12 protein-coding genes and 1 tRNA gene are annotated in these 18,633 nt (G+C 75.2%); 1 reads left to right on the top strand and 12 read right to left on the bottom strand.

Annotated elements, in window-relative coordinates:
- Positions 1 to 8 precede the first annotated feature (8 nt).
- From ACI795_RS00910 to ACI795_RS00960, 11 genes are all read right to left on the bottom strand, one after another.
- Positions 9 to 2,108 (bottom strand): glycosyltransferase, encoded by a 2,100-nt coding sequence (locus ACI795_RS00910; protein ID WP_457073147.1) that lies wholly within the window; start codon positions 2,106 to 2,108, stop codon positions 9 to 11.
- A complete protein-coding gene (locus ACI795_RS00915) occupies positions 2,105 to 7,561 on the bottom strand; it encodes a PKD domain-containing protein (RefSeq protein ID WP_457073148.1) in 5,457 nt (1,818 codons plus the stop codon). Before ACI795_RS00915 ends, ACI795_RS00910 begins: the two co-directional genes overlap by 4 nt.
- Before the next feature lie 293 nt (positions 7,562 to 7,854).
- On the bottom strand, positions 7,855 to 8,550 hold the full coding sequence (locus tag ACI795_RS00920; protein ID WP_457073149.1) for a hypothetical protein: 696 nt from the start codon (positions 8,548 to 8,550) through the stop codon (positions 7,855 to 7,857).
- Complete coding sequence (locus tag ACI795_RS00925) at positions 8,550 to 9,335, bottom strand: CDP-alcohol phosphatidyltransferase family protein (RefSeq protein WP_457073150.1); 786 nt, start codon at positions 9,333 to 9,335, stop codon at positions 8,550 to 8,552. The genes ACI795_RS00920 and ACI795_RS00925 overlap by 1 nt, the downstream gene beginning before the upstream one ends.
- Positions 9,332 to 10,633 carry a DUF1972 domain-containing protein gene (locus ACI795_RS00930; RefSeq protein ID WP_457073151.1) on the bottom strand — a complete coding sequence of 434 codons (1,302 nt, stop codon included), beginning with the start codon at positions 10,631 to 10,633 and terminating at the stop codon, positions 9,332 to 9,334. The genes ACI795_RS00925 and ACI795_RS00930 overlap by 4 nt, the downstream gene beginning before the upstream one ends.
- A 229-nt stretch (positions 10,634 to 10,862) precedes the next feature.
- Positions 10,863 to 12,368, bottom strand: a complete 1,506-nt coding sequence (locus tag ACI795_RS00935) for a sugar transferase (protein WP_457073152.1) — start codon at positions 12,366 to 12,368, stop codon at positions 10,863 to 10,865.
- 213 nt (positions 12,369 to 12,581) lie between these two features.
- Positions 12,582 to 13,229: an aminoacyl-tRNA hydrolase gene (pth, locus tag ACI795_RS00940; protein ID WP_457073764.1), complete on the bottom strand. Its 648-nt coding sequence runs from the start codon at positions 13,227 to 13,229 to the stop codon at positions 12,582 to 12,584.
- 8 nt (positions 13,230 to 13,237) lie between these two features.
- The gene (locus tag ACI795_RS00945) at positions 13,238 to 13,909 is read right to left on the bottom strand and encodes a 50S ribosomal protein L25/general stress protein Ctc (RefSeq protein ID WP_457073154.1); all 672 of its coding nucleotides are present in this window, start codon (positions 13,907 to 13,909) and stop codon (positions 13,238 to 13,240) included.
- Positions 13,910 to 14,156: 247 nt separating this feature from the next.
- Entirely contained in the window at positions 14,157 to 15,137 is a 981-nt protein-coding gene (locus tag ACI795_RS00950; RefSeq protein WP_457073156.1) for a ribose-phosphate diphosphokinase, read from the bottom strand.
- A gap of 10 nt (positions 15,138 to 15,147) precedes the next feature.
- On the bottom strand, positions 15,148 to 16,677 hold the full coding sequence (gene glmU / locus ACI795_RS00955) for a bifunctional UDP-N-acetylglucosamine diphosphorylase/glucosamine-1-phosphate N-acetyltransferase GlmU (RefSeq protein ID WP_457073158.1): 1,530 nt from the start codon (positions 16,675 to 16,677) through the stop codon (positions 15,148 to 15,150).
- 32 nt (positions 16,678 to 16,709) lie between these two features.
- Positions 16,710 to 16,785: transfer RNA gene (locus ACI795_RS00960), tRNA-Gln, on the bottom strand.
- 179 nt (positions 16,786 to 16,964) lie between these two features.
- Between ACI795_RS00960 and ACI795_RS00965 the strand changes: the two genes are divergently transcribed.
- Positions 16,965 to 17,633, top strand: coding sequence for a TetR/AcrR family transcriptional regulator (locus ACI795_RS00965; protein WP_457073159.1), 669 nt, complete (start codon positions 16,965 to 16,967; stop codon positions 17,631 to 17,633).
- Positions 17,634 to 17,647: 14 nt separating this feature from the next.
- Here the strand turns inward: ACI795_RS00965 and ACI795_RS00970 are convergent, their stop codons facing one another.
- On the bottom strand, positions 17,648 to 18,616 hold the full coding sequence (locus ACI795_RS00970; RefSeq protein ID WP_457073160.1) for a 4-(cytidine 5'-diphospho)-2-C-methyl-D-erythritol kinase: 969 nt from the start codon (positions 18,614 to 18,616) through the stop codon (positions 17,648 to 17,650).
- Positions 18,617 to 18,633: the final 17 nt, after the last annotated feature.

Below are 18,633 nucleotides of genomic sequence, written 5' to 3' on the forward strand. Positions count from 1 at the left end.
CGCCGCGCTCACCGGCGAGCGGACAGCGCGGCGACCGCGGCGACGACCTCCGCGCCGTACCGGCCCGGTGCGTGCCGCGCGCGGGCGGTGCCGGCGTCGGCGGTCGCGACCGCCCGCAGCTGGGACCAGCGAGCGGCCACGGACTCCAGCGCATCGGCCCAGGCGTCCACCGCCGCCGGCTCGACGACGGTCACGCAGCCGTACCCCGTGGTCGCCTCGCGGAGACCGTCGATCGAGCTGACCACCACCGGTCGCGCCGCGAGGACGCCCTCCACGGCGGTGTTGCCGAAGGACTCGTCGGTCTGCGACGGCACGAGCACGACGTCGGCGTCGGCGGTCATCGCCCAGATGTCGCGGTGGAAGCCGAGGAAGCGGACCTGCCCGGTCAGCCCGAGGGCGTCCACGGACTCCCGCAGCTCCCGCTCGTACCACTCGTAGCCCGCGAAGACCGCGCCGACCAGCGTCAGGTGCGCCTCGACCCCGCGGTCGCGCAGCGCGGCGAGCGCCGCGACGGCCACGTGTGGGCCCTTCCGCGGCGAGAGGCGGCCCACGTAGAGCAGCTGGAGCGGGCCGGTCAGCTCGGCACGCGGCGGGACCAGCACCGGGGGGCCGGCGACCGCGTTGCGGACGACCACGGTGCGGTCGAGGAGACCCGGCTGGACCTCACCGAGGACGTCGCGGGTGGTCGTGCTGTTGACGACCACCGTGCGGGCCAGCCGCAGCGGGAGCGCCATCGCCGTGCGGACCGCCCGCGGGGTCGACCGCTCCGCCTCGTGCACGTGGACCAGCACCGGGCGGCGGGCGAGCCGGCCGAGCACCGTCCAGGACGGGATGGTCACGGTGTTGACGTACACCCCGCCGCGGCCGTGCCGGCGGACCAGCCGCAGGGCCCGGGGCAGCGAGCGCACCGTGTCGGCCACCAGGCGCAGCAGGCCGGCCGGCCGCAGGGCCGATCGGCGCAGCACCGGCATCGGGCAGCAGACCACCTGCGCGCCCCGGGCCTCGAGCTCGGTGACCAGCGGGCCCGGCCCGGGGACGACGACGGTGACCGGGCGGGTCCGGGCCAGGGCCCCGACGGACTCCAGGAGCACCCGGTCCGAGCCGTAGAGCTCGGCGCCGGGGTGGGCGACGAGCACCGGCGCGGGCCCCGGGGTGGGCCGCCGCCCGCCGGCCGGGCCGGTGACGAGCGCCCGCAGGGCGATCAGCAGGCCGGCCAGGCTGCCGCGGACCGCGGCCAGCAGCGGCCCCGGTGACTCCACCAGCTGCCGGCGGCCGCCCCGCAGGAGGATGTCCCAGCTCTCGGCCGGGGTGCGCAGCACCCAGGCGAGGACCCTGCGGCGGGGCAGGTTCCGGGCGGCGAAGACCAGCCGGTTGCGGCAGTTGTACCGGTAGTACAGGTCGGACTTGGCGGTCCCGCTGCGCTCGCCCTGGGTGCCGCCCTCGTCGTGCACGGCGACCAGGTCCTCGCGCACGACCAGCCGGCCCCCGACGGCCAGCACGCGCGTGCTGAGCTCGACGTCCTCCCAGTAGAGGAAGTAGTCGTCGGCGAACCCGCCGGTCCGGTCGACCAGCTCTGCGTGCAGCACGAAGCAGGCGCCGGTCAGCCACTCCTGGACCGGCCCGCGCAGCGGGGTGCCGCTCTGCGGGGACCGGATCCGGCCGGAGGCCAGTGAGAGCAGCGAGCCGGCGAAGACGGTGCGGCCGGTGGAGTCGGTGATCCGGGGGGCGATCATCGCCAGGGGGTCGGCGAGGCTGGCCCGGCGCAGCTGGTCCAGCACCTCCGGGGAGACCACGGCGTCCGGGTTCAGGCAGCAGAAGGTGGTGCAGCCCAGCTCCCGGGCCCGCGCGATGCCGGCGTTGCTCCCCACGCCGAACCCGCGGTTGCCGGGCAGCTCGACCAGCGTCCAGCCCAGCTCGCCGGTCAGCTCGCGCACCGCGTCCCGCTCGGCGACGGTGCTCGCGTTGTCCACGACCACCACCCGCACGTGCGGGCCGAGCGGGCCGGCCGCGCCCAGGTTGCGGCGGATCAGCGCGGCGGAGGCGTAGTTGACCACCACGACGCCGAGCAGCCCGCCGTCCGCCGGCCGGCCCGTTGCCGGGGCGGTCACCCTTCGACCGGCGCGGTCCCGGCCCGGCCCGCCCACAGGTTGTCGATGCGCACGGTCGAGGCGGTGGTCGCCGAGCCGGAGACGTACGCCTGGAGGAACAGGGCCCCGGTCCGCGCCGAGCCCGGGGTGGCGTCCACCGCGGTCAGCGTCCACTCCACCGGCTCCTCCGCCGTCGCCGACCACACCTTGGCGCGCAGCGAGGTGGTGTCGGTGCCGCTGGCGTCGAAGCGGACCCGCAGCACCTCACCCGGCACGTAGGTGCCCGGCAGCAGGCGCCCGTTCAGCACCGTCTCGACCCCGTCGACGACCCGGATCAGCATGACGTCCACCGTGCCATCGGCGTGGAACCACAGCTTCACGCGGTGGTCGCTGGACCCTGCGCGCTGGGTGGCCAGGCTGAGGTAGGTGCCGCCACCGGTCGGCACCGTCGGCAGGGTGACGTCGACCTGCACGGCCACCTGCTGCTCGGCGAAGCTGCCCAGCAGCGCGGTCGCGCTCTGTCCGGCAGCGGCGCTCAGCTGGCCGGCGCCGTCGGTCACCGAGACCGTCCCCGGTGTCCCGGTCGTCGTCCACGCGCCGCCGCTGTCGGCCGTGCCCCACCCGGAGGGCACCTCCCGGTCGAAGCTGTCCGCGGCGAGGGGGGCCGGCGCCTCCGGGGTCCCCGGCTCCGGAGCCGCTGCCACGGTCACGTCGTGCGCCACCGTGCCGGTCGCACCGGCGCCGTCGGTGACCGTCAGCCGGACGGTGTGGGTCCCGGCCGCGGTGTAGGTGTGGGTCACCGTCGCGCCGGTGCCGGTGGTGCCGTCGCCGAAGTCCCAGGCGTGGGCGGCGACCGCGCCGTCCGGGTCGGCGGAGGCGGTGCCGTCCAGCGTGACCGTCAGCCCGGCGACGGACGAGGTGAACGACGCCGACGGCGCCTGGTTCTCCGCCACCGGCGGCTCCTCCCCGGCCGGCGGCTCCTCCCCGGCCGGCGGCTCCTCCCCGGCCGGCGGCTCCTCGCCGGTCCGCGGCGAGGTGACCGCCAGGTCGTCCACGGAGACCCGCATCTCGGCGGTGGCCGAGCCGGACTGGTAGATCGACACGCCCACCCCGCCGGGCCGCTGCAGCGCCGCGGCGGTGTCGGTGGCGCTGACCTGCCAGTCCGCCGGCTCGGCCGTCCCGGTCGCCCAGGCCTTCGCCGCCAGCGTGGTGGTGCCGGTGCCGGTCAGGTCGAGGCGCACCTGCAGCGGCGTGCCGGCCGTGTAGGTCAGGCCGGGCACCGTCACCGAGCGCAGCTCGGTCTGCGTGCCCGAGTCCACGCGCATCAGGGTCAGCACGACGAAGCCCTGGGAGCTGAACCGCGTCACCACCCGGTAGTCGGTGGAGCCGACGTGGCGGCCGACCACCGAGGCGTAGGTGCCGCCACCGGTGGCGGCCCGGTCCAGCGAGAGGGACGTGCGGATCGAGACGTCGCCGGCCGAGACCGAGTCCAGGAAGGCCGCCGTCGTCTGACCGGCCGGCACCTGGAGCACCGCGGTCCCGCCGGAGACCGAGGTGCGCGCCGTCGGGCTGGTCGTCCACGCGCCGCCGAGATCGGCGGCGCCGAGGCCCGCGGCGACCGAGCGCCCGAAGGCGTCCGTGGCGACGGACACCGTGGCGACCGGAACGGTCACCGTGACCGTCTGCACCCGCCGGGCCGTCGCGCCGTCGTCGTCGGTGACGGTCAGCGCCACCTCGTACGCGCCGGCGGCGGTGTAGGTGTGCGAGGTCGTCGCACCGGTGCCGCTGGTGCCGTCACCGAAGTCCCAGGCGTAGGAGGCCACCGTGCCGTCGGCGTCGGTGGAGCCGGTGGCGTCGAGCGTGACGGCCAGGCCGGAGACGGCCGAGGCGAAGGCCGCGACCGGTGCCTCGTTCGCCGGCGCCGGCGGTTGCCAGCCGGGCACCGGTGCGGTGCCGGCCGGGCCGGCCCAGACGTCGTCCACCCCGACCGTGGCCACGCTGGTGGCCGAGCCGGACTGGTAGATCGACACGCCCACGCCCCCGGCACGCTGCAGCGCCGCGGCGGTGTCCGTCGCCGTCACCTGCCAGGTGGCGGGCTCGGCGGAGCCGCTCAGCCACGCCTTGGCCCCCAGCGCGGTGGAGTCGGAGCCGCTGGCGTCCAGCCGCACGACGAGCCGGTCGCCGGCGGTGTAGCGCAGGCCCGGGACGGTGACCGTCCGGAGGTCGGTCTGGACCCCGGCCTCGACCCGCATCAGGGTGAGCACCACGGAGCCGTCGGCGGCGAACCGCGTGACCACCCGGTGGTCGGTCGAGCCGACGTGGCGGGCCACCAGGGAGGCGTAGACGCCACCCCCGGTCGGGGCCCGGTCCAGGGAGAAGGTCGTCTGCACCGCGGTGTCGCGGACGGAGACGGCGTCCAGCCACGCGGCGGTGGTCTGACCCGCCGGCACCTGCAGCCGGGCGAGGCCCTCGGACACCCGGGTCGCGGCCGTCGAGGAGACCGTCCACGCTCCGCCGACCGTGGCGGAGCCGAGGCCGGCCGACGTCGTGCGGCCGAAGGAGTCCGCGGCGAGCACCACCGGGGTGGCCACGGTCACCGGGCGCACCACGGTGCCGGTGGCCCCGTCGTCGTCGGTGACGGTGAGCCGGACCTGGTAGGTGCCGTCCGCGGCGTAGGTGTGCGTGGCCGTGGCGCCGGTGCCGGTGGCCCCGTCACCGAAGTCCCAGGCGTGGGCGGCGACCGTGCCGTCGGCGTCGGTGGAGCCGGTGCCGTCGAAGGAGACGCCCAGGCCGGCGACCGTGCTCGTGAAGGCCGCCTGCGGCGCCTGGTTCGGCGGCGGAGCGGTCACCGTCACGCGGCTGGTGTGCGTGGCCGTGGCACCCCGGTCGTCGGTCACGGTGAGGGTGACGTCGTAGGTGCCCGGCGCCGCGTACGTGTGGCTGGGGGTCACCCCGCCGCCGGTGGCACCGTCACCGAAGGCCCAGGCGTAGGAGGCCACGGTGCCGTCCCGGTCCGTGGAGCCCGAGGCGTCGAACGACGCCGTCAGGTCACGGACGTCGACGGCGTAGGCGGCCGTCGGCGCGAGGTTCGGTGCCGTGCCCGTCGCACCCAGGGTGTGGTGGGCGGCGACCACGTCGGCAGGCAGGACCGTGGGGTACACGGCGACCTCGTCGACCAGGCCGGCGAAGTAGCTCGCGCCGCTCCAGCTGCTGTCGCCGCCGATCCGCCAGTAGCCGCGGTAGGGCTCGGCGCTCGTGGCGTCGGTCCGCGAGCCGACGAGCGTGCCGTCGACGTACAGCGCCATCCCGGTGGAGCCCAGCGAGGCCACGACGTGGTGCCACTTGCCGTCGTTGTAGGCCGCCGAGCTGGTGACCACCCGCTCGACACCGGGGTAGACGCCGAAGTTCAGGCGCCCGCGGGTGTCCATGTAGACGTGCCGGTCGTAGCTGCGGCTCGCGCCGCTCGACGAGCTGCCGAAGCCGACGATCTTGCCGCCCGACCTGGTCGTGGTCTGGAACCACGCCTCGACCGTGAAGGTGTTCGGGCCCTGGACGGCGGTGGTCGTGGCGGCCAGGCCGCTGCTCTGGCCGTTGAACCGGTAGGCGGTGTCCGCGTCGCGGGTGAGGGCGCCCTTCTGGCCGCGCGTCACACCAGAGCCGACCCGCAGGTCAGCGGCGCCGACGTGGTCGAACCCGGCGCTGCCGGAGGTTTCGCCCAGCGGCCAGTACGACTGGGCACCGTCCGCCCGCACGGTGTCCGCGTACGGCCGGGGGGTGCTGGTGCCGCCGGTGGCGACGTCGACCGTCGTCCAGCCGGAGGTGACCGTGTTGCCGGCGGCGTCCGACGCCGTCACCAGGTAGCGGTGGCTCCCGGCGGCCAGGCCGGTGTCCACGTGGCCAAGGGTCGGCACGTCCCACCAGAGCGACGGGGCGGTCGTCTCGTACACCGGAGTGGTCGTGTTGCCGTCCCGGTACAGGCGGTAGACCAGGTGGTGGTCGTCGCGGTCGACCAGCCCCTGCCAGGTGACGCGCACGGTCCCGGCGGACAGGACCTTGGTGGTCGGGGTGAAGCCGGAGGTCTGCTTCGGTCCGATCGCGTTCGGCGCGATGCTGGGGACGGCGAACCGGACCAGCCCCTGCTGGTAGCTGGAGTTGACCGCGGGGAACTCACCGCCGTAGACGACGTACTCGCTGTTGCCGGCCACGCTCCAGCCCGCCTGGCCCTGCCCGGTGTAGCTGCCCGAGTAGAAGGTGGGCGACCAGGCCAGCAGCGAGGGCGCGGGCAGGCCGAGGAGGTTGTCGTTGGCGATGGTCGGCCGGGTCACCTTCCCGGTGGCCACCAGGCTGACCGCGGTGCCGTACATGTGGATCCGCGGGTTCTGCTCCACGAACGCGCCGATCCCCTCGCACGTGTGCGAGTGGCCGGCCGCGTAGAGGGCGCCGCCCATGGGGAAGCTCGAGTACGTGTCACCGTGGCAGTTGTTGATCCACTGGACCTCGCCACCTTCGGCGGTGGCGGCGAACGAGCCCTCGAGGTTGCCCGGCCCGTAGAAGTCGTAGGCGGTGCCGTAGACGTTCGTGCCGTCGGTGCTCAGGCTGTAGACGGCGGAGTTGACGCCCTGGTTGGTGAGCAGCCGGCCGATGGCGAAGGGCCGGGTCGCACCGGTCGAGGCGTCCAGGGCCCCGACGCCGGTGGACTTGACGCCGTTCAGGGTGTCGAACCGGCCGGCGGCCACGACCTGCTTGCCGCCGTGGGTCAGCACCAGCGCCATGACCGTGTTGCTCGTCGCCCGGTTGCCGTCGTCGTTGCCGTCGGTCGGCCCGGTGCCGGGCACCGGCGCCCAGGGCAGCAGGGAGCCGTCGGCGGCCGAGACGGCCGCCAGCCGGCTGCGCGCCGCGGAGCCGACCGCGTTGAACCAGCCACCGGCGTAGACCGTCTCGTTCGTCGCCGCGATCGCGGTCACCTGGCTGTTGAAGGCCGGCCGGAAGTCGCCGACCAGCTGGCCGGTCGCGGTGCTGTAGGCGGCGATCCGGTCGCGCGGCTGACCGTCGGCCTGGGTGAAGTCGCCGCCGACGTAGATCCGGGACCCGTCGGGCGAGGCCGTCACCACGAGGGCCTGAGCGTTCAGGCTCGGCGCGAAGGAGGTGATGAGCTCACCGGTGCGGATGTCGTAGGCGAGCAGGTTGTTGCGGGGCGTCTCCTGCTGACCGGCGGCGGCACCCGCCGGGCGTGCGCTGGTGAACTTGCCCGCCACGTAGACGGTGTTGCCGACCACCACCTGGGACCAGGCGACGCCGTTGATCTGCACCGTGGGCAGCGCGTCGGCGGTCACCGTGGCCGGGTCGGCCGCGGTGGGCGCGGGGAGGGCCACGGTGGTCGCGGCGGAGGCGGCGCCGGGCGCCACCAGGCCGCCCACCACACCGGTGAAGAGGAAGAGGCTGAGCAGTCCGGCCAGGACGGACCTGGACGTCACCGCGCGTGGTGCAGACATGGGGTTCCTCGCTCGCCGAGTGTGATGACGCAGGCCGTGCCGGCCAGCACGAGAACACTAAGCGTGAGGAGAGGGGGGCAACCATCCCTCTATGCGGTGACCGAACGCAGTCGACGGGCCCCCGAACGGGCGGATCAGCCACAGATTGTGACTTCTTGTTTTCCCGCGATCGCTCTCGGTCACCGCCCGGCACTGTGCGCGCAGTAACGCCGACGGCCCCCTCGACCAAGGTCGAGGGGGCCGTCGGCGTAGCGGACGTGCTGGAGTGCGGTGCCTCAGCGGGCCGCGCCGCGGAACACCGCCACGGGTGCGCCGGGCCGGTGACCGACCTCGACCGTCACCATGTCCCGGGCCGCCACCGGCACGCTGAAGACGTACACGCCCTCCGCGGTGTCGCCGGGTGCCAGCGTGCCGGCGAACGGCGCGGCCGACGGGTCGCGGAGCGGCGAGGCGGGAGTCTCGTCCGCACCGGTGGAGAGGTTGACCGAGACGGCGTCGAGGTCCTGGGGGGCCTCCGTGCCGTTGCGGGCGCGGACGGTGACGCGCAGCGCCGGGCCGGCCACGTTGCCCACTCCCACTCCGGTGCCGTCGATGGCCTCCACGGACACCACGGAGAGCGTGACCTCGTCGACGACGACCGGCTCGTCCAGCTGCACCGCCGCCAGCGAGGGCGGCGGCGCGTCCAGGTCACCGGTCGCCTGGTCCCCTTCGGGGGTGGCCACCGGCGCCTCGCTCGCGGCCGGGCCCTCGGTGGCCGGCGCCGACGAGCTCGCCGCGGCGCCGGACGAGGGGGCCGCGGTGGCGGTGCCGGCGGCCGCGCCACCGGACTCCCCGGAACCGCGGCCGAGCACCAGCGCCAGCACGACGGCGGCCACGACGACCACCACCCCGGCGGCGAGCGCCGCCCGCCGGCGGGTGGCGCGGTCCCGCGCCCCGGCGTCCGGGCCGTCGGTGGGTGCGTTCTCCGTCATCACGGCAACCTCGACATCTCACGGAACCAGCGGACCGAGGCGGCCGCCAGGTAGCCGGTCATGGCCAGGAACAGGACTGCGTAGCCGGCCAGGAAGAACGGGCCCGCACCGGCCAGCAGGAACACCCAGCACAGCGACCCGTAGTCGGTGGGGAGCACCACCAGCGACCGCAGCACGCTCGCCCGTTCCCCGGTCGGCTGCGCCCGGGTGGTCACACCGTGCTGGGCGCGCAGCGCCTCGTTGAGCATGATGCCGAAGAAGAAGACCGCGGCGACCACGCAGAACGCCAGCGGCAGCAGCAGCAGCGGGCCGCGCTCGAACCACTCGAAGCGGTACCAACCGATCAGGACGGCCAGGTGCAGGCTCGAGGTCTTCAGCGCGTCGACCATGTGGTCCAGCCACTCACCCGCCGGCGACCCACCGCCCCGCAGCCGGGCCAGCTGACCGTCGGCGGAGTCGAAGGCGTAGCCGACGGCCAGGCAGGAGCTGACCAGCAGGCCCATCCACCCCGAGGGCGGCAGCAGCGCCAGCGCGGCGATCCCCGAGAAGGTGAACAGCGCGCTGATGCCGGTGACCGCGTTCGGGGTCAGCCGGGCGTGGAAGGCGAGCGCGGCCAGCAGCCGGCCGAGCTTGCGGTTGACGAACCGCGAGTAGGCCGGTGCGCCCTTGGCGCCCTTCTGCGCCGAGCCCAGCCGGTGGAGCGTCTCCCGCAGCGTCTCCTCGCCCGGCCGGGGCCGGGCGGCCGGGGCCGGCGTCGTCGCCGGGCGGTCCAGGATCCCGCTCATGCCCCGGCCGACCGGACGGAGGGCGCATCGGCGGCCGCGGGGGCGGACGAGCGCTTCGAGTACTCGTCCGATGTGCGGGGGCCCGGCGACACCGCCGGCCGCGGCGGGGCGGGGACGGGCTCACCCGGGGTCGCGGCCGGGCCGAGCCGGAGCCGCCGGCCGCTGGGCCGCGACCGCGGGAAGTCCCGGGCCGCCAGCCGCTGGCACAGCGCCTCGTAGGCGGCGGCCACGTGGTCCCAGTCGTAGCGCACCGACAGCAGCCGGGCGCGCTTGCCGCGGCGTCGCGTGCCGGGGACGTCGGCCTCGGCCGCGGCGAGCGCCGCGGCGACGTCGCCGGCGGTCCGGAAGTACTGACCGCTGGTCTCCAGCACCTCGCGGTTGAAGGAGACGTCGTAGGCGATGGTGGCCGCGCCGGCGCCGATGGCGCGCAGCAGCGAGGGGTTGGTCCCGCCCACCGAGTGCCCGTGCAGGTAGGTGTGGCAGTGCCGGTAGAGCTGGTCGAGCAGCTCCTGGTCCCAGACGCCACCCAGGAACCGCACCCGGTCGTCGGCGAGTGCGTGCACGCGGCGGGTGTAGTCGTCGGCGTAGGGGGCCGAGCCCACGACGACCAACGGCAGGCGGGCGTCGCTGCGCCGGTACCCGTCGACGATGACGTCGACGTGGTTCTCCGGCTCGAAGCGGGCGACGACCAGGTGGAAGCCACCGGGGGTGAGGCCGGCGGCGGCGAGCTTGTCGGCGGCCGGGTCGTCGAGCTTCGGGGCGCCGTAGGCGATCTGCTCGGTGGGCGCGGAGAACTCGTCCCGGTAGTAGTCGGCGATGCCCTGCGCGTCGGCGATCAGCGCGTCGGACCAGCGGACCGACAGCGCCTCGACGACGCGGTAGTAGCGCTTCCCGACCCCACCCCACTTGGCGCGCTGCCACTCCAGGCCGTCCACGTGGGTGGCGACCGGGATCCGGGCGGCGCGCAGCAGCGGCAGCCAGGGCGCGTTCGCCGCGTTGAACACCACCGCGGCGTCCACCCGGTGGGCGAGCAGGTGGGCCACCGACAGCCCGGTGTGGCTCAGCGTCTCCAGCGAGCGCCGGCGCAGCGCCGGCAGGTGCACCAGGCGCATGCCCAGGTGCGTGGCCGGGCGCGGCTGGTCGGCCGCCGTCCGGCAGTAGACGACGACGTCGTGGCCGGCGTCGGCCAGCCGGCGGCCGACCTCCTCGACGGCGGTCTCGAAGCCGCCGTACCGGGCCGGGACGCCGCGGGTCCCCACCAGCGCGATGCGGAGCGGGTCCGACCTCCTGGATGGCATGGTCTGCGGCTCCGTTTCTCCCCGTGCTGCTGCTGACGCCCCTCGTCGAGGACGCCGCGTCCCGGTCCGGGACGGGCCCGGACGCGGAGGCCGGTGCCTGGGACCGGCCGTTCCTGGTCCGACCATCCCCCGACGGGGCGCCGGAGTCGCCTTCTGCGACGCCACCGTCACCCGGAGGGAGGAAGGGGCCGGCGGGGTTCCCGTCACCCGACCGGGTCCGCCGCGGCGGTCAGTACGCCCCGCTGGCGGAGACCACCGCGCGGGCGGTCTTCCAGAGGATCTGGGCGTCCAGCGCCAGCGACCAGTTCTCCACGTAGCGCAGGTCCAGCCGGACCGCCTCCTCCCAGGAGAGGTCGCTGCGGCCGGAGATCTGCCACAGGCCGGTGAGCCCGGGCCGGACCAGCAGGCGCCGGCTCACCGAGGAGTCGTAGCGGGCGACCTCCTCCGGCAGCGGCGGCCTCGGCCCGACCAGCGACATCGACCCGGTGAGCACGTTGACCAGCTGCGGGAGCTCGTCCAGCGAGAGGCGGCGCAGCCACCGGCCGACCGGGGTGACGCGGGGGTCCGAGCGCATCTTGAACAGCAGGCCGTCGGCGTCGTTGCCGTCGGAGAGCCCGGCGACCTGCCGGTGTGCGCCGTCGACCATGCTGCGGAACTTGAGCATGGTGAACTCGGCGCCCCCGACGCCCACCCGCTGCTGGCGGAAGAAGACCGGGCCGGGGCCGGAGAGCCGCACGGCCACCGCGAGGACGGCGAACACCGGGGCGAGCGCCACCAGGGCGGTCAGCGCGACCGAACGGTCCAGGGCGCCCTTGACCACCCGCCGCCAGCCCTCGAACCGGGGCTGTTCCACCGCGAGCAGCGGCAGGCCCTCGAAGGGGCGGATGTGCAGCCGGGGACCGGCCACCTCGACCAGGCCGGGGGCGACGAGCAGCTCCAGGCCGGTGCCCTCGAGCTGCCAGGACAGCGACCGCAGGTACTGGGCGGCGGTCTCCGAGGCAGAGGTCACCGCGATGGTGTCGGCACCGGTCCGGACGGCGGTCGCCACCACCTCGTCCAGCCCGGCGACGGGCAGGTCGACGGCCTGGGCCACCCGGCCGCGGTCGGCCGGGGTGACGCACAGGGCGACGACGTCCAGCCCGGCGTGGCGGGTGGTGCGCAGCCGGTCGACCAGCTCCAGGGCGGCGCCGCCGCGGCCCACGACGACGACCCGCTTGACGCACTCCCCGCGCATGCGGCGGCGGTGCAGCACCCGACGGGCGGCGTACCGCAGGACGAGGGTCGCCAGGGTCAGCAGCGGGACGGCGATGACGACCAGCGCCCGGCTCAGCTCGAGCGCGGCGGCGTAGCTGACGAAGCCGAGGCCGGCGAGCAGCAGCAGGCCGGCGCGACCGATGCGGCGGAACTCGTCGCTGCCCACGCCGAGGACCCGCTCGTGGTGCGCCCCGGTGGCACCCAGCAGCAGGGGCCAGACGACCACCAGCGACAGGCAGGCCCACCAGAGCGCGCCGCCGGCGACGCCCTCCCGGGCGACCAGCACGGCGGTGCCGGCGACGGCGGCCAGCGCTGCCTCGAGCCCCACCAGGCCGAGCCGGTGCCGGCGGACCCAGGCGGTCCCGGGGCGGTCGGCCCGCGGGGCGACCGCGAGCCGGGGGACGCGCGCGTCGCCGTTCCCGCGGGGCGCCGGCACGAGGGCCTCGCCGGCCTCCGTGGACTCGGTGCGCAGCAGCAGCATCGTTCCCCCTCAGACGGTCGTCTCGCTCACCCAGCGTGTGGGCGCTGCCGGCGGAACCGCACCGATCGGGTGTGGGTGACCGAGGAGCGGCCTCTGCAGCAACGCACAGTGACGATCACAGGACGTCACGGCCGGCAGCAATCGAGCGGGGGGACGTTCACCCGTTGGGACGCCGGAGTCACCCGTCTGCACCGGCGGGTGGTGACCGGTGGTTCAGCTGCGGGGGTGCACCACGTTCTGCGCGGCCTCCAGGCCGCGCTCCAGGAGCAGCTCGGTGGCGTCGGCGGCCTCCGCGACCAGCAGGTCGAGCGTCTTGCGCTCGGTGGCGGAGAAGTCCTTGAGGACGAAGTCGGCGGGGTCCTGACGCCCGGGCGGGCGGCCGATCCCGACGCGGACGCGCAGGTAGTCCCTGGTGCCGGTGGCGCGGGTGATGGAGCGCAGCCCGTTGTGGCCGCCCTCTCCCCCACCCCGCTTGAGCCGCACCGCCTCGAACGCGATGTCCAGCTCGTCGTGGACGACGACGAGGTCGGTGGCGGGGAGGTGGTGGTAGTCCAGCAGGCCGCGCACGGGGCTGCCGGACTCGTTCATGTAGGTCAGCGGCACGGCGAGGACGACCCGGCGGCCGGCCAGGCGGCCCTCACCGGACATCGCCCGCGAGCGGGGTCCCTTGCCGGCCGACAGCTTCACCCCGGCCCGCGCGGCCAGCTCGGCGAGCACCATGGCGCCCACGTTGTGCCGGTTGCCGGCGTAGCCGGGGCCGGGGTTGCCCAGCCCGACGACGAGGAAGGGCCCCTCGGAGACGGGAGACGCCGCAGGGGCGCCGGCAGCGCCGGCGCCCCTGCGGGTCGTGCTCTCGGTCAGCGGTTGCCTCAGTCGTCGCTGGACTTCTCGGCGGAGTCCATCGACTCGCCGCTGCCCTGGTCCAGGGGCTCGGGGACGACGTCGCCCTCGGGCGCCTCGGTCGCGTCGCTGCCCAGGTCGGCCTCGAGCTCGGCCGCGGACGGCGCACCCAGGAAGCCGATGACGAGCGCCTCGGGGTCGGTGATCAGCGTGGCCCCGGCGGGCAGCGTCAGGTCGGCGGCGGTGATGTTCTCGCCGGCGCCGCGGCCGGTGATGTCGACCTCGATCGACTCGGGGAGGTTCGTCGCGTCGGCCTCGAGGGAGACGGCGTTCAGCTGGTGGTTGCTGATCGCGTCGGGGGCCGCCTGGCCGGTGATGAGCACCGGCACGTCGACGGTGACCTTCTCGCCCCGGCGGACGACCACCAGGTCGACGTGCTCGTGCACGCGGGTCACCGGGTCGCGCTGCACGGCCTTGATCAGCGCGAGCTGCTCCTTGCCGTCCAGCGCGACGGAGATCAGCGCGTTGGTGCCGCCGTTGCGGAGCACCGCGGCGAACTCGAGCGCCGGCAGGGACAGGTGGACGACGTCCTGGCCGTGCCCGTAGAGGACGGCGGGGACGCGCCCGGCCCGGCGGGTGCGGCGGGCGCTGCCCTTGCCGAACTCGGTGCGGGGCTCGGCGACGAGACGGAAGTCGGCCACGGTGGTGTGCTCCTCAACAGGTGGATCGGGTCTGTGTGCTCAGCGCACGAGCGCGGCACACCCCGGAGGGCACACGCACGTCGATCACGGAGTCGGAGAACCGCTCCCTCGCCGGGCAACGGGAGCCAGGCTACACGCCGGGGACCATGACCCTGGAGCCGGGGACGGACGAACGTGACCAGCGCCCAACGGCTCAGCTCAGGTCGGGCACGGCTCCAGGCCGCGGTGCGATCCAGAGGATCGCCGACTAGCTAGCCCCACCGAACAGGCTCGTCACCGAGCCGTCCTCGAAGACCTCCTTGATCGCCCGGCCGAGCAGCGGGGCGATGGAGAGCACGGTGAGCTTGTCGAACTGGCGGGCCGGCTCGATGGGCAGCGTGTTGGTGACGATGACCTCGCTGACCCGGCTGTTCTTGAGCCGGTCGACGGCCGGACCGGAGAGCACCCCGTGCGTGGCGGCGATGATCACGTCCGCCGCGCCGGAGTCGAACAGCGTCTCGGCGGCCTTCGCGATGGTGCCGCCGGTGTCGATCATGTCGTCGACCAGGATGCAGACCCGGCCCTCGACCTCACCGACGACGCGGTTGGCGACGACCTCGTTGGGGCGGGTGACGTCCCGGGTCTTGTGGATGAAGGCCAGCGGGGTGCCGCCGAGCTTGTCGCTCCACCGCTCGGAGACGCGGACGCGTCCGGAGTCCGGGGAGACCACGGTGAGGTCGCAGTGCCCCCACTTGCGCTTGACCTCCTCGATGAGGAGGTCCATGGCGAACAGGTGGTCGACCGGCCCGTCGAAGAAGCCCTGGATCTGCGCGGTGTGCAGGTCGACGGTCATCAGCCGGTCGGCGCCGGCGGTCTTGAACATGTCGGCGACCAGCCGCGCGGAGATGGGCTCGCGGCCGCGGTGCTTCTTGTCCTGGCGGGCGTACGGGAAGAACGGCGCCACGACGGTGATCCGCTTGGCCGAGGCGCGCTTGAGCGCGTCGACCATGATCAGCTGCTCCATGAGCCAGGTGTTGATCGGCGCCGTGTGGCTCTGCACCACGAAGGCGTCGCACCCGCGCACCGACTCCTCGAACCGCACGAACAGCTCGCCGTTGGCGAACTCGTAGGCCGCGGTCGGGGTGGGGGTGACGCCCAGGTGCCCGGCGATCTCGTCGGTCAGCTCCGGGTACGCACGCCCGGAGAAGAGCATCAGGCTCTTGTTGGTGGTCTGCCGGATGGCGCTCATTGCCCCGCCCCTACTGGTCGGCCCCCGAGGCAGCGGACGGGGTGGTGCCCTCGTCCGTCGTCGGGATCGGTCCTGCGCCCGCCGCGTCCGCGGCCGGTGCTGCTGCTCGCTGCGCCGCTTCCGCGGCCTGCGCCGCGGGGGAACCCGGACGCCTGCGACTCACCCAGCCTGCCACATTCCGCTGAGTGGCCCGGGCCACGCCCATGGCACCCGGGGGGACGTCGCCGGTGATCACGGACCCGGCGGCGGTGTAGGCCCCGTCCCCGACCGTGACCGGCGCCACGAGCATCGTGTCCGAGCCGATCCGGACGTGGTCGCCCACGGTGGTGTGGTGCTTGGCGACGCCGTCGTAGTTCACGAACACGGTGGCGGCCCCGATGTTGGTGCCCTCGCCGATCGTCGCGTCGCCCACGTAGGACAGGTGCGGCACCTTGGACCCCGCCCCGACCTGCACGTTCTTCGTCTCCACGTACGCACCCACCTTCGCCCCGCGGGCCAGCGAGGTGCCCGGGCGGAGGTAGCTGAACGGGCCGACGGTCGCGTCGGGGCCGATCTCCGCGAGCTGGACGTGCGACCGGACCACCGAGGCGCCCTCGCCGACCTCGGTGTCGACGAGCGTGCTGTCCGGCCCGACGACCGCACCGGCGGCGACGCGGGTGGCCCCCAGCAGCTGGGTGCCCGGGTGCAGCACCGCTTCGGGGCCGACCTCGACGGTGACGTCGACCCAGGTGGTCAGCGGGTCGACGACGACGACGCCGGCCCGCATCAGCCGGTCGAGCACCCGGTCGTTGAGGGTGCGGCGGCGTGCGGCCAGCTCACGCTGGTCGTTGCAGCCGAGGGTGTCGGCCGGGTCGTCGGCCCGGTGCCCGGCGACCGGCCGGCCGTCGGCGACCAGCAGGCCGAGGACGTCGGTGAGGTACTGCTCCCCCTGCTGGTTGGCCGACCCGACGCGGGTCAGCGCCTCCCGGACGGCGGCGGCGTCGCCCACGTAGACGCCGGCGTTGACCTCGACGATGGCCCGCTGGGCGGCGTCGGCGTCCTTCTCCTCGACGATGGCGCGCACGGCGCCGTCGTCGTCCCGGAGGATCCGCCCGAGACCGGTCGGGTCGTCGACCTCGGCGGTGAGCACGGTGAGCACGGCCCTGGAGGCGCGGTGGGCGGCGACCAGCCCGGTGAGGGTCTCCGGGCGCACCAGCGGGGCGTCGCCGGTGAGGATGACCACCGAGCCGGTCAGCTCGGGGAGGGCGTCGAGGGCGACGGCGGCGGCGTGGCCGGAGCCACGCTGCTCCTCCTGCACGACCGGCCGGGCCAGCGGGGCCGTCCGCGCCAGGTGCTCCTCGACGGCCTCGCGCCCGGAGCCGACGACGACGACGGTCTGCGCGGCGCCCAGCGGCTCGGCCGCGGCCAGCACGTGCCCGAGCAGGCTGCGTCCGCCGATCTCGTGCAGCACCTTCGGCGTGCGCGAGCGCATCCGGGTGCCCTGCCCGGCGGCGAGGACGATGACCGTGTCGACTGCGGCAAGGGGGGCGGACGGGCTCACGGGTCTCCTCGGCGGGGTGCGGTGGTCGGCGCTGGCTGGGGGACTCGGACTCGAACCGAGACTTCCCGGCTCCAAAGGCCGGCGGGCTGCCGATTACCCCATCCCCCATCCGCCCGGGCCTCCGCGGAGCCCCGGGCGGGTGGCGCGGCCGGCGGTCGCGAGCGACCGGGGCCGCCCTGAGCGTAGGGCCGCGCCCCCATCGGGGCATCCACCACCGCCCGGCGCCCGCCGTGCGCGCGGACCCGGGTGGCCGCCCCCCACCGGCGCGACCCGGGCACGATGGGGCCATGAGCACCCCGGGACCGGCGGCCGGCAGCGCACCGACCGGGGGCGGCGCAGGCCGCCCCCGGGTGCGGATGACCGGTGCCCAGCGGCGCCGGCAGCTGCTCGACGTGGGCCGTGAGCTGTTCGCCGAGCGCGGCTACGAGGCCACCTCCATCGAGGAGATCGCCGCCCGCGCCGACGTCTCCAAGCCGGTGGTCTACGAGCACTTCGGTGGCAAGGAGGGGCTCTACGCCGTCGTCGTCGACCGGGAGATGCAGCAGCTGCTGGACCGGTTCAACTCCGCCCTGTCGATCGGTGGGCACCCGCGCGCGCTGACCGAGCGGGCTGCGCTGGTGCTGCTGGACTACATCGAGGCGGAGACCGACGGCTTCCGGGTGCTGGTGCGCGACTCCCCCGTCGCCGGCACGCGGGGCAGCTTCTCCTCGCTGATCAGCGAGGTCGCCAGCAAGGTGGAGCACATCCTGGGGGAGAACTTCGCGCTGCGCGGCTACGACCCGCGATTCGCCGAGCTCTACAGCCAGGCGCTCGTCGGCATGGTCGCGCTGACCGGCCAGTGGTGGCTGGACACCCGCTCACCGGACAAGCGCGAGGTGGCGGCCCACCTGGTGAACCTGGCCTACCACGGGCTGTCCCACCTCGACCCGGAGCCGCGGCTCGTCGACCGCCGCTGAGGCGGACGGGGCCTTCACCCGACCAGGCGCGCACCGTGGACCGGCCCGTGCACCGCCCGGACCGTCCGGAACACCCCGGCCCCGGCCAGCTCCGCAGCCAGCCGGACGGCGGCGTCGGAGCCCTCGGCGAGCGCGGCGACGGTCGGGCCCGAGCCGCTGACCAGCGCGGCGCGGGCGCCGGCCCCGGTGGCGGCGCGCAGTGCCCGGCCGAGCTCGGGGCGCAGCCGCAGCGCGGGGGCCTGCAGGTCGTTGGCGAGCACCGCGGCCAGCGCCGAGGGCGGCCCGCTGCGCAGGGCGGCGATCACCGGCTCGGTGCCGGCGTCCGCGCCACCGGGCGGCAGGGCACCGGACTCCCGCATGGCGTCGAGCTCGCGGTAGACGGTCGGCGTGGACAGGCCGTCCCCGGCGATGCCGAGCACCCAGTCCCAGCGGCGCCGGGCCAGCACCGGGGACAGCTGCTCCCCCCGCCCAGTGCCCAGCGCGACGCCGCCGAGCAGGCTGAAGGGGACGTCGCTGCCGAGCTCGGCGGCGAGCCGGGCCAGGTCCCCGCGGGTCGCGCGGGTGCCCCACAGCGCGTCCAGCGCGACCAGCGCGGCGGCGGCGTCGGCGCTGCCCCCGGCCAGGCCGGCCGCGGCCGGGATCGACTTGTCGATCTCCAGGTGGGCGTCGGGCCGCACCCCGGCGTGCCGGGCCAGCAGCTCGGCGGCCTGCCACACCAGGTTGCCCCGGTCGGTGGGCACGCTGCCCGCACCGGCCCCGGCCGCACTGCCCTCCCCGCGCACGCTCAGCGACAGCCCGTCGCCGGGACGCACCGTCACGGTGTCGAACAGCGAGACGGCGAGGAAGACCGTCTCCAGCTCGTGGAAGCCGTCCGGGCGCAGCGGCCCGACACCCAGGTGGACGTTGATCTTGGCCGGCGCCCGTGCGCTCACCGCACCGTTGCCGGCGATCCGGCCGGGCCCGCCGGCGGTCGCGTTGCTCACCGGAGCACCCTGCACGT

It is taken from the genome of Modestobacter sp. SYSU DS0290 (assembly GCF_054050955.1).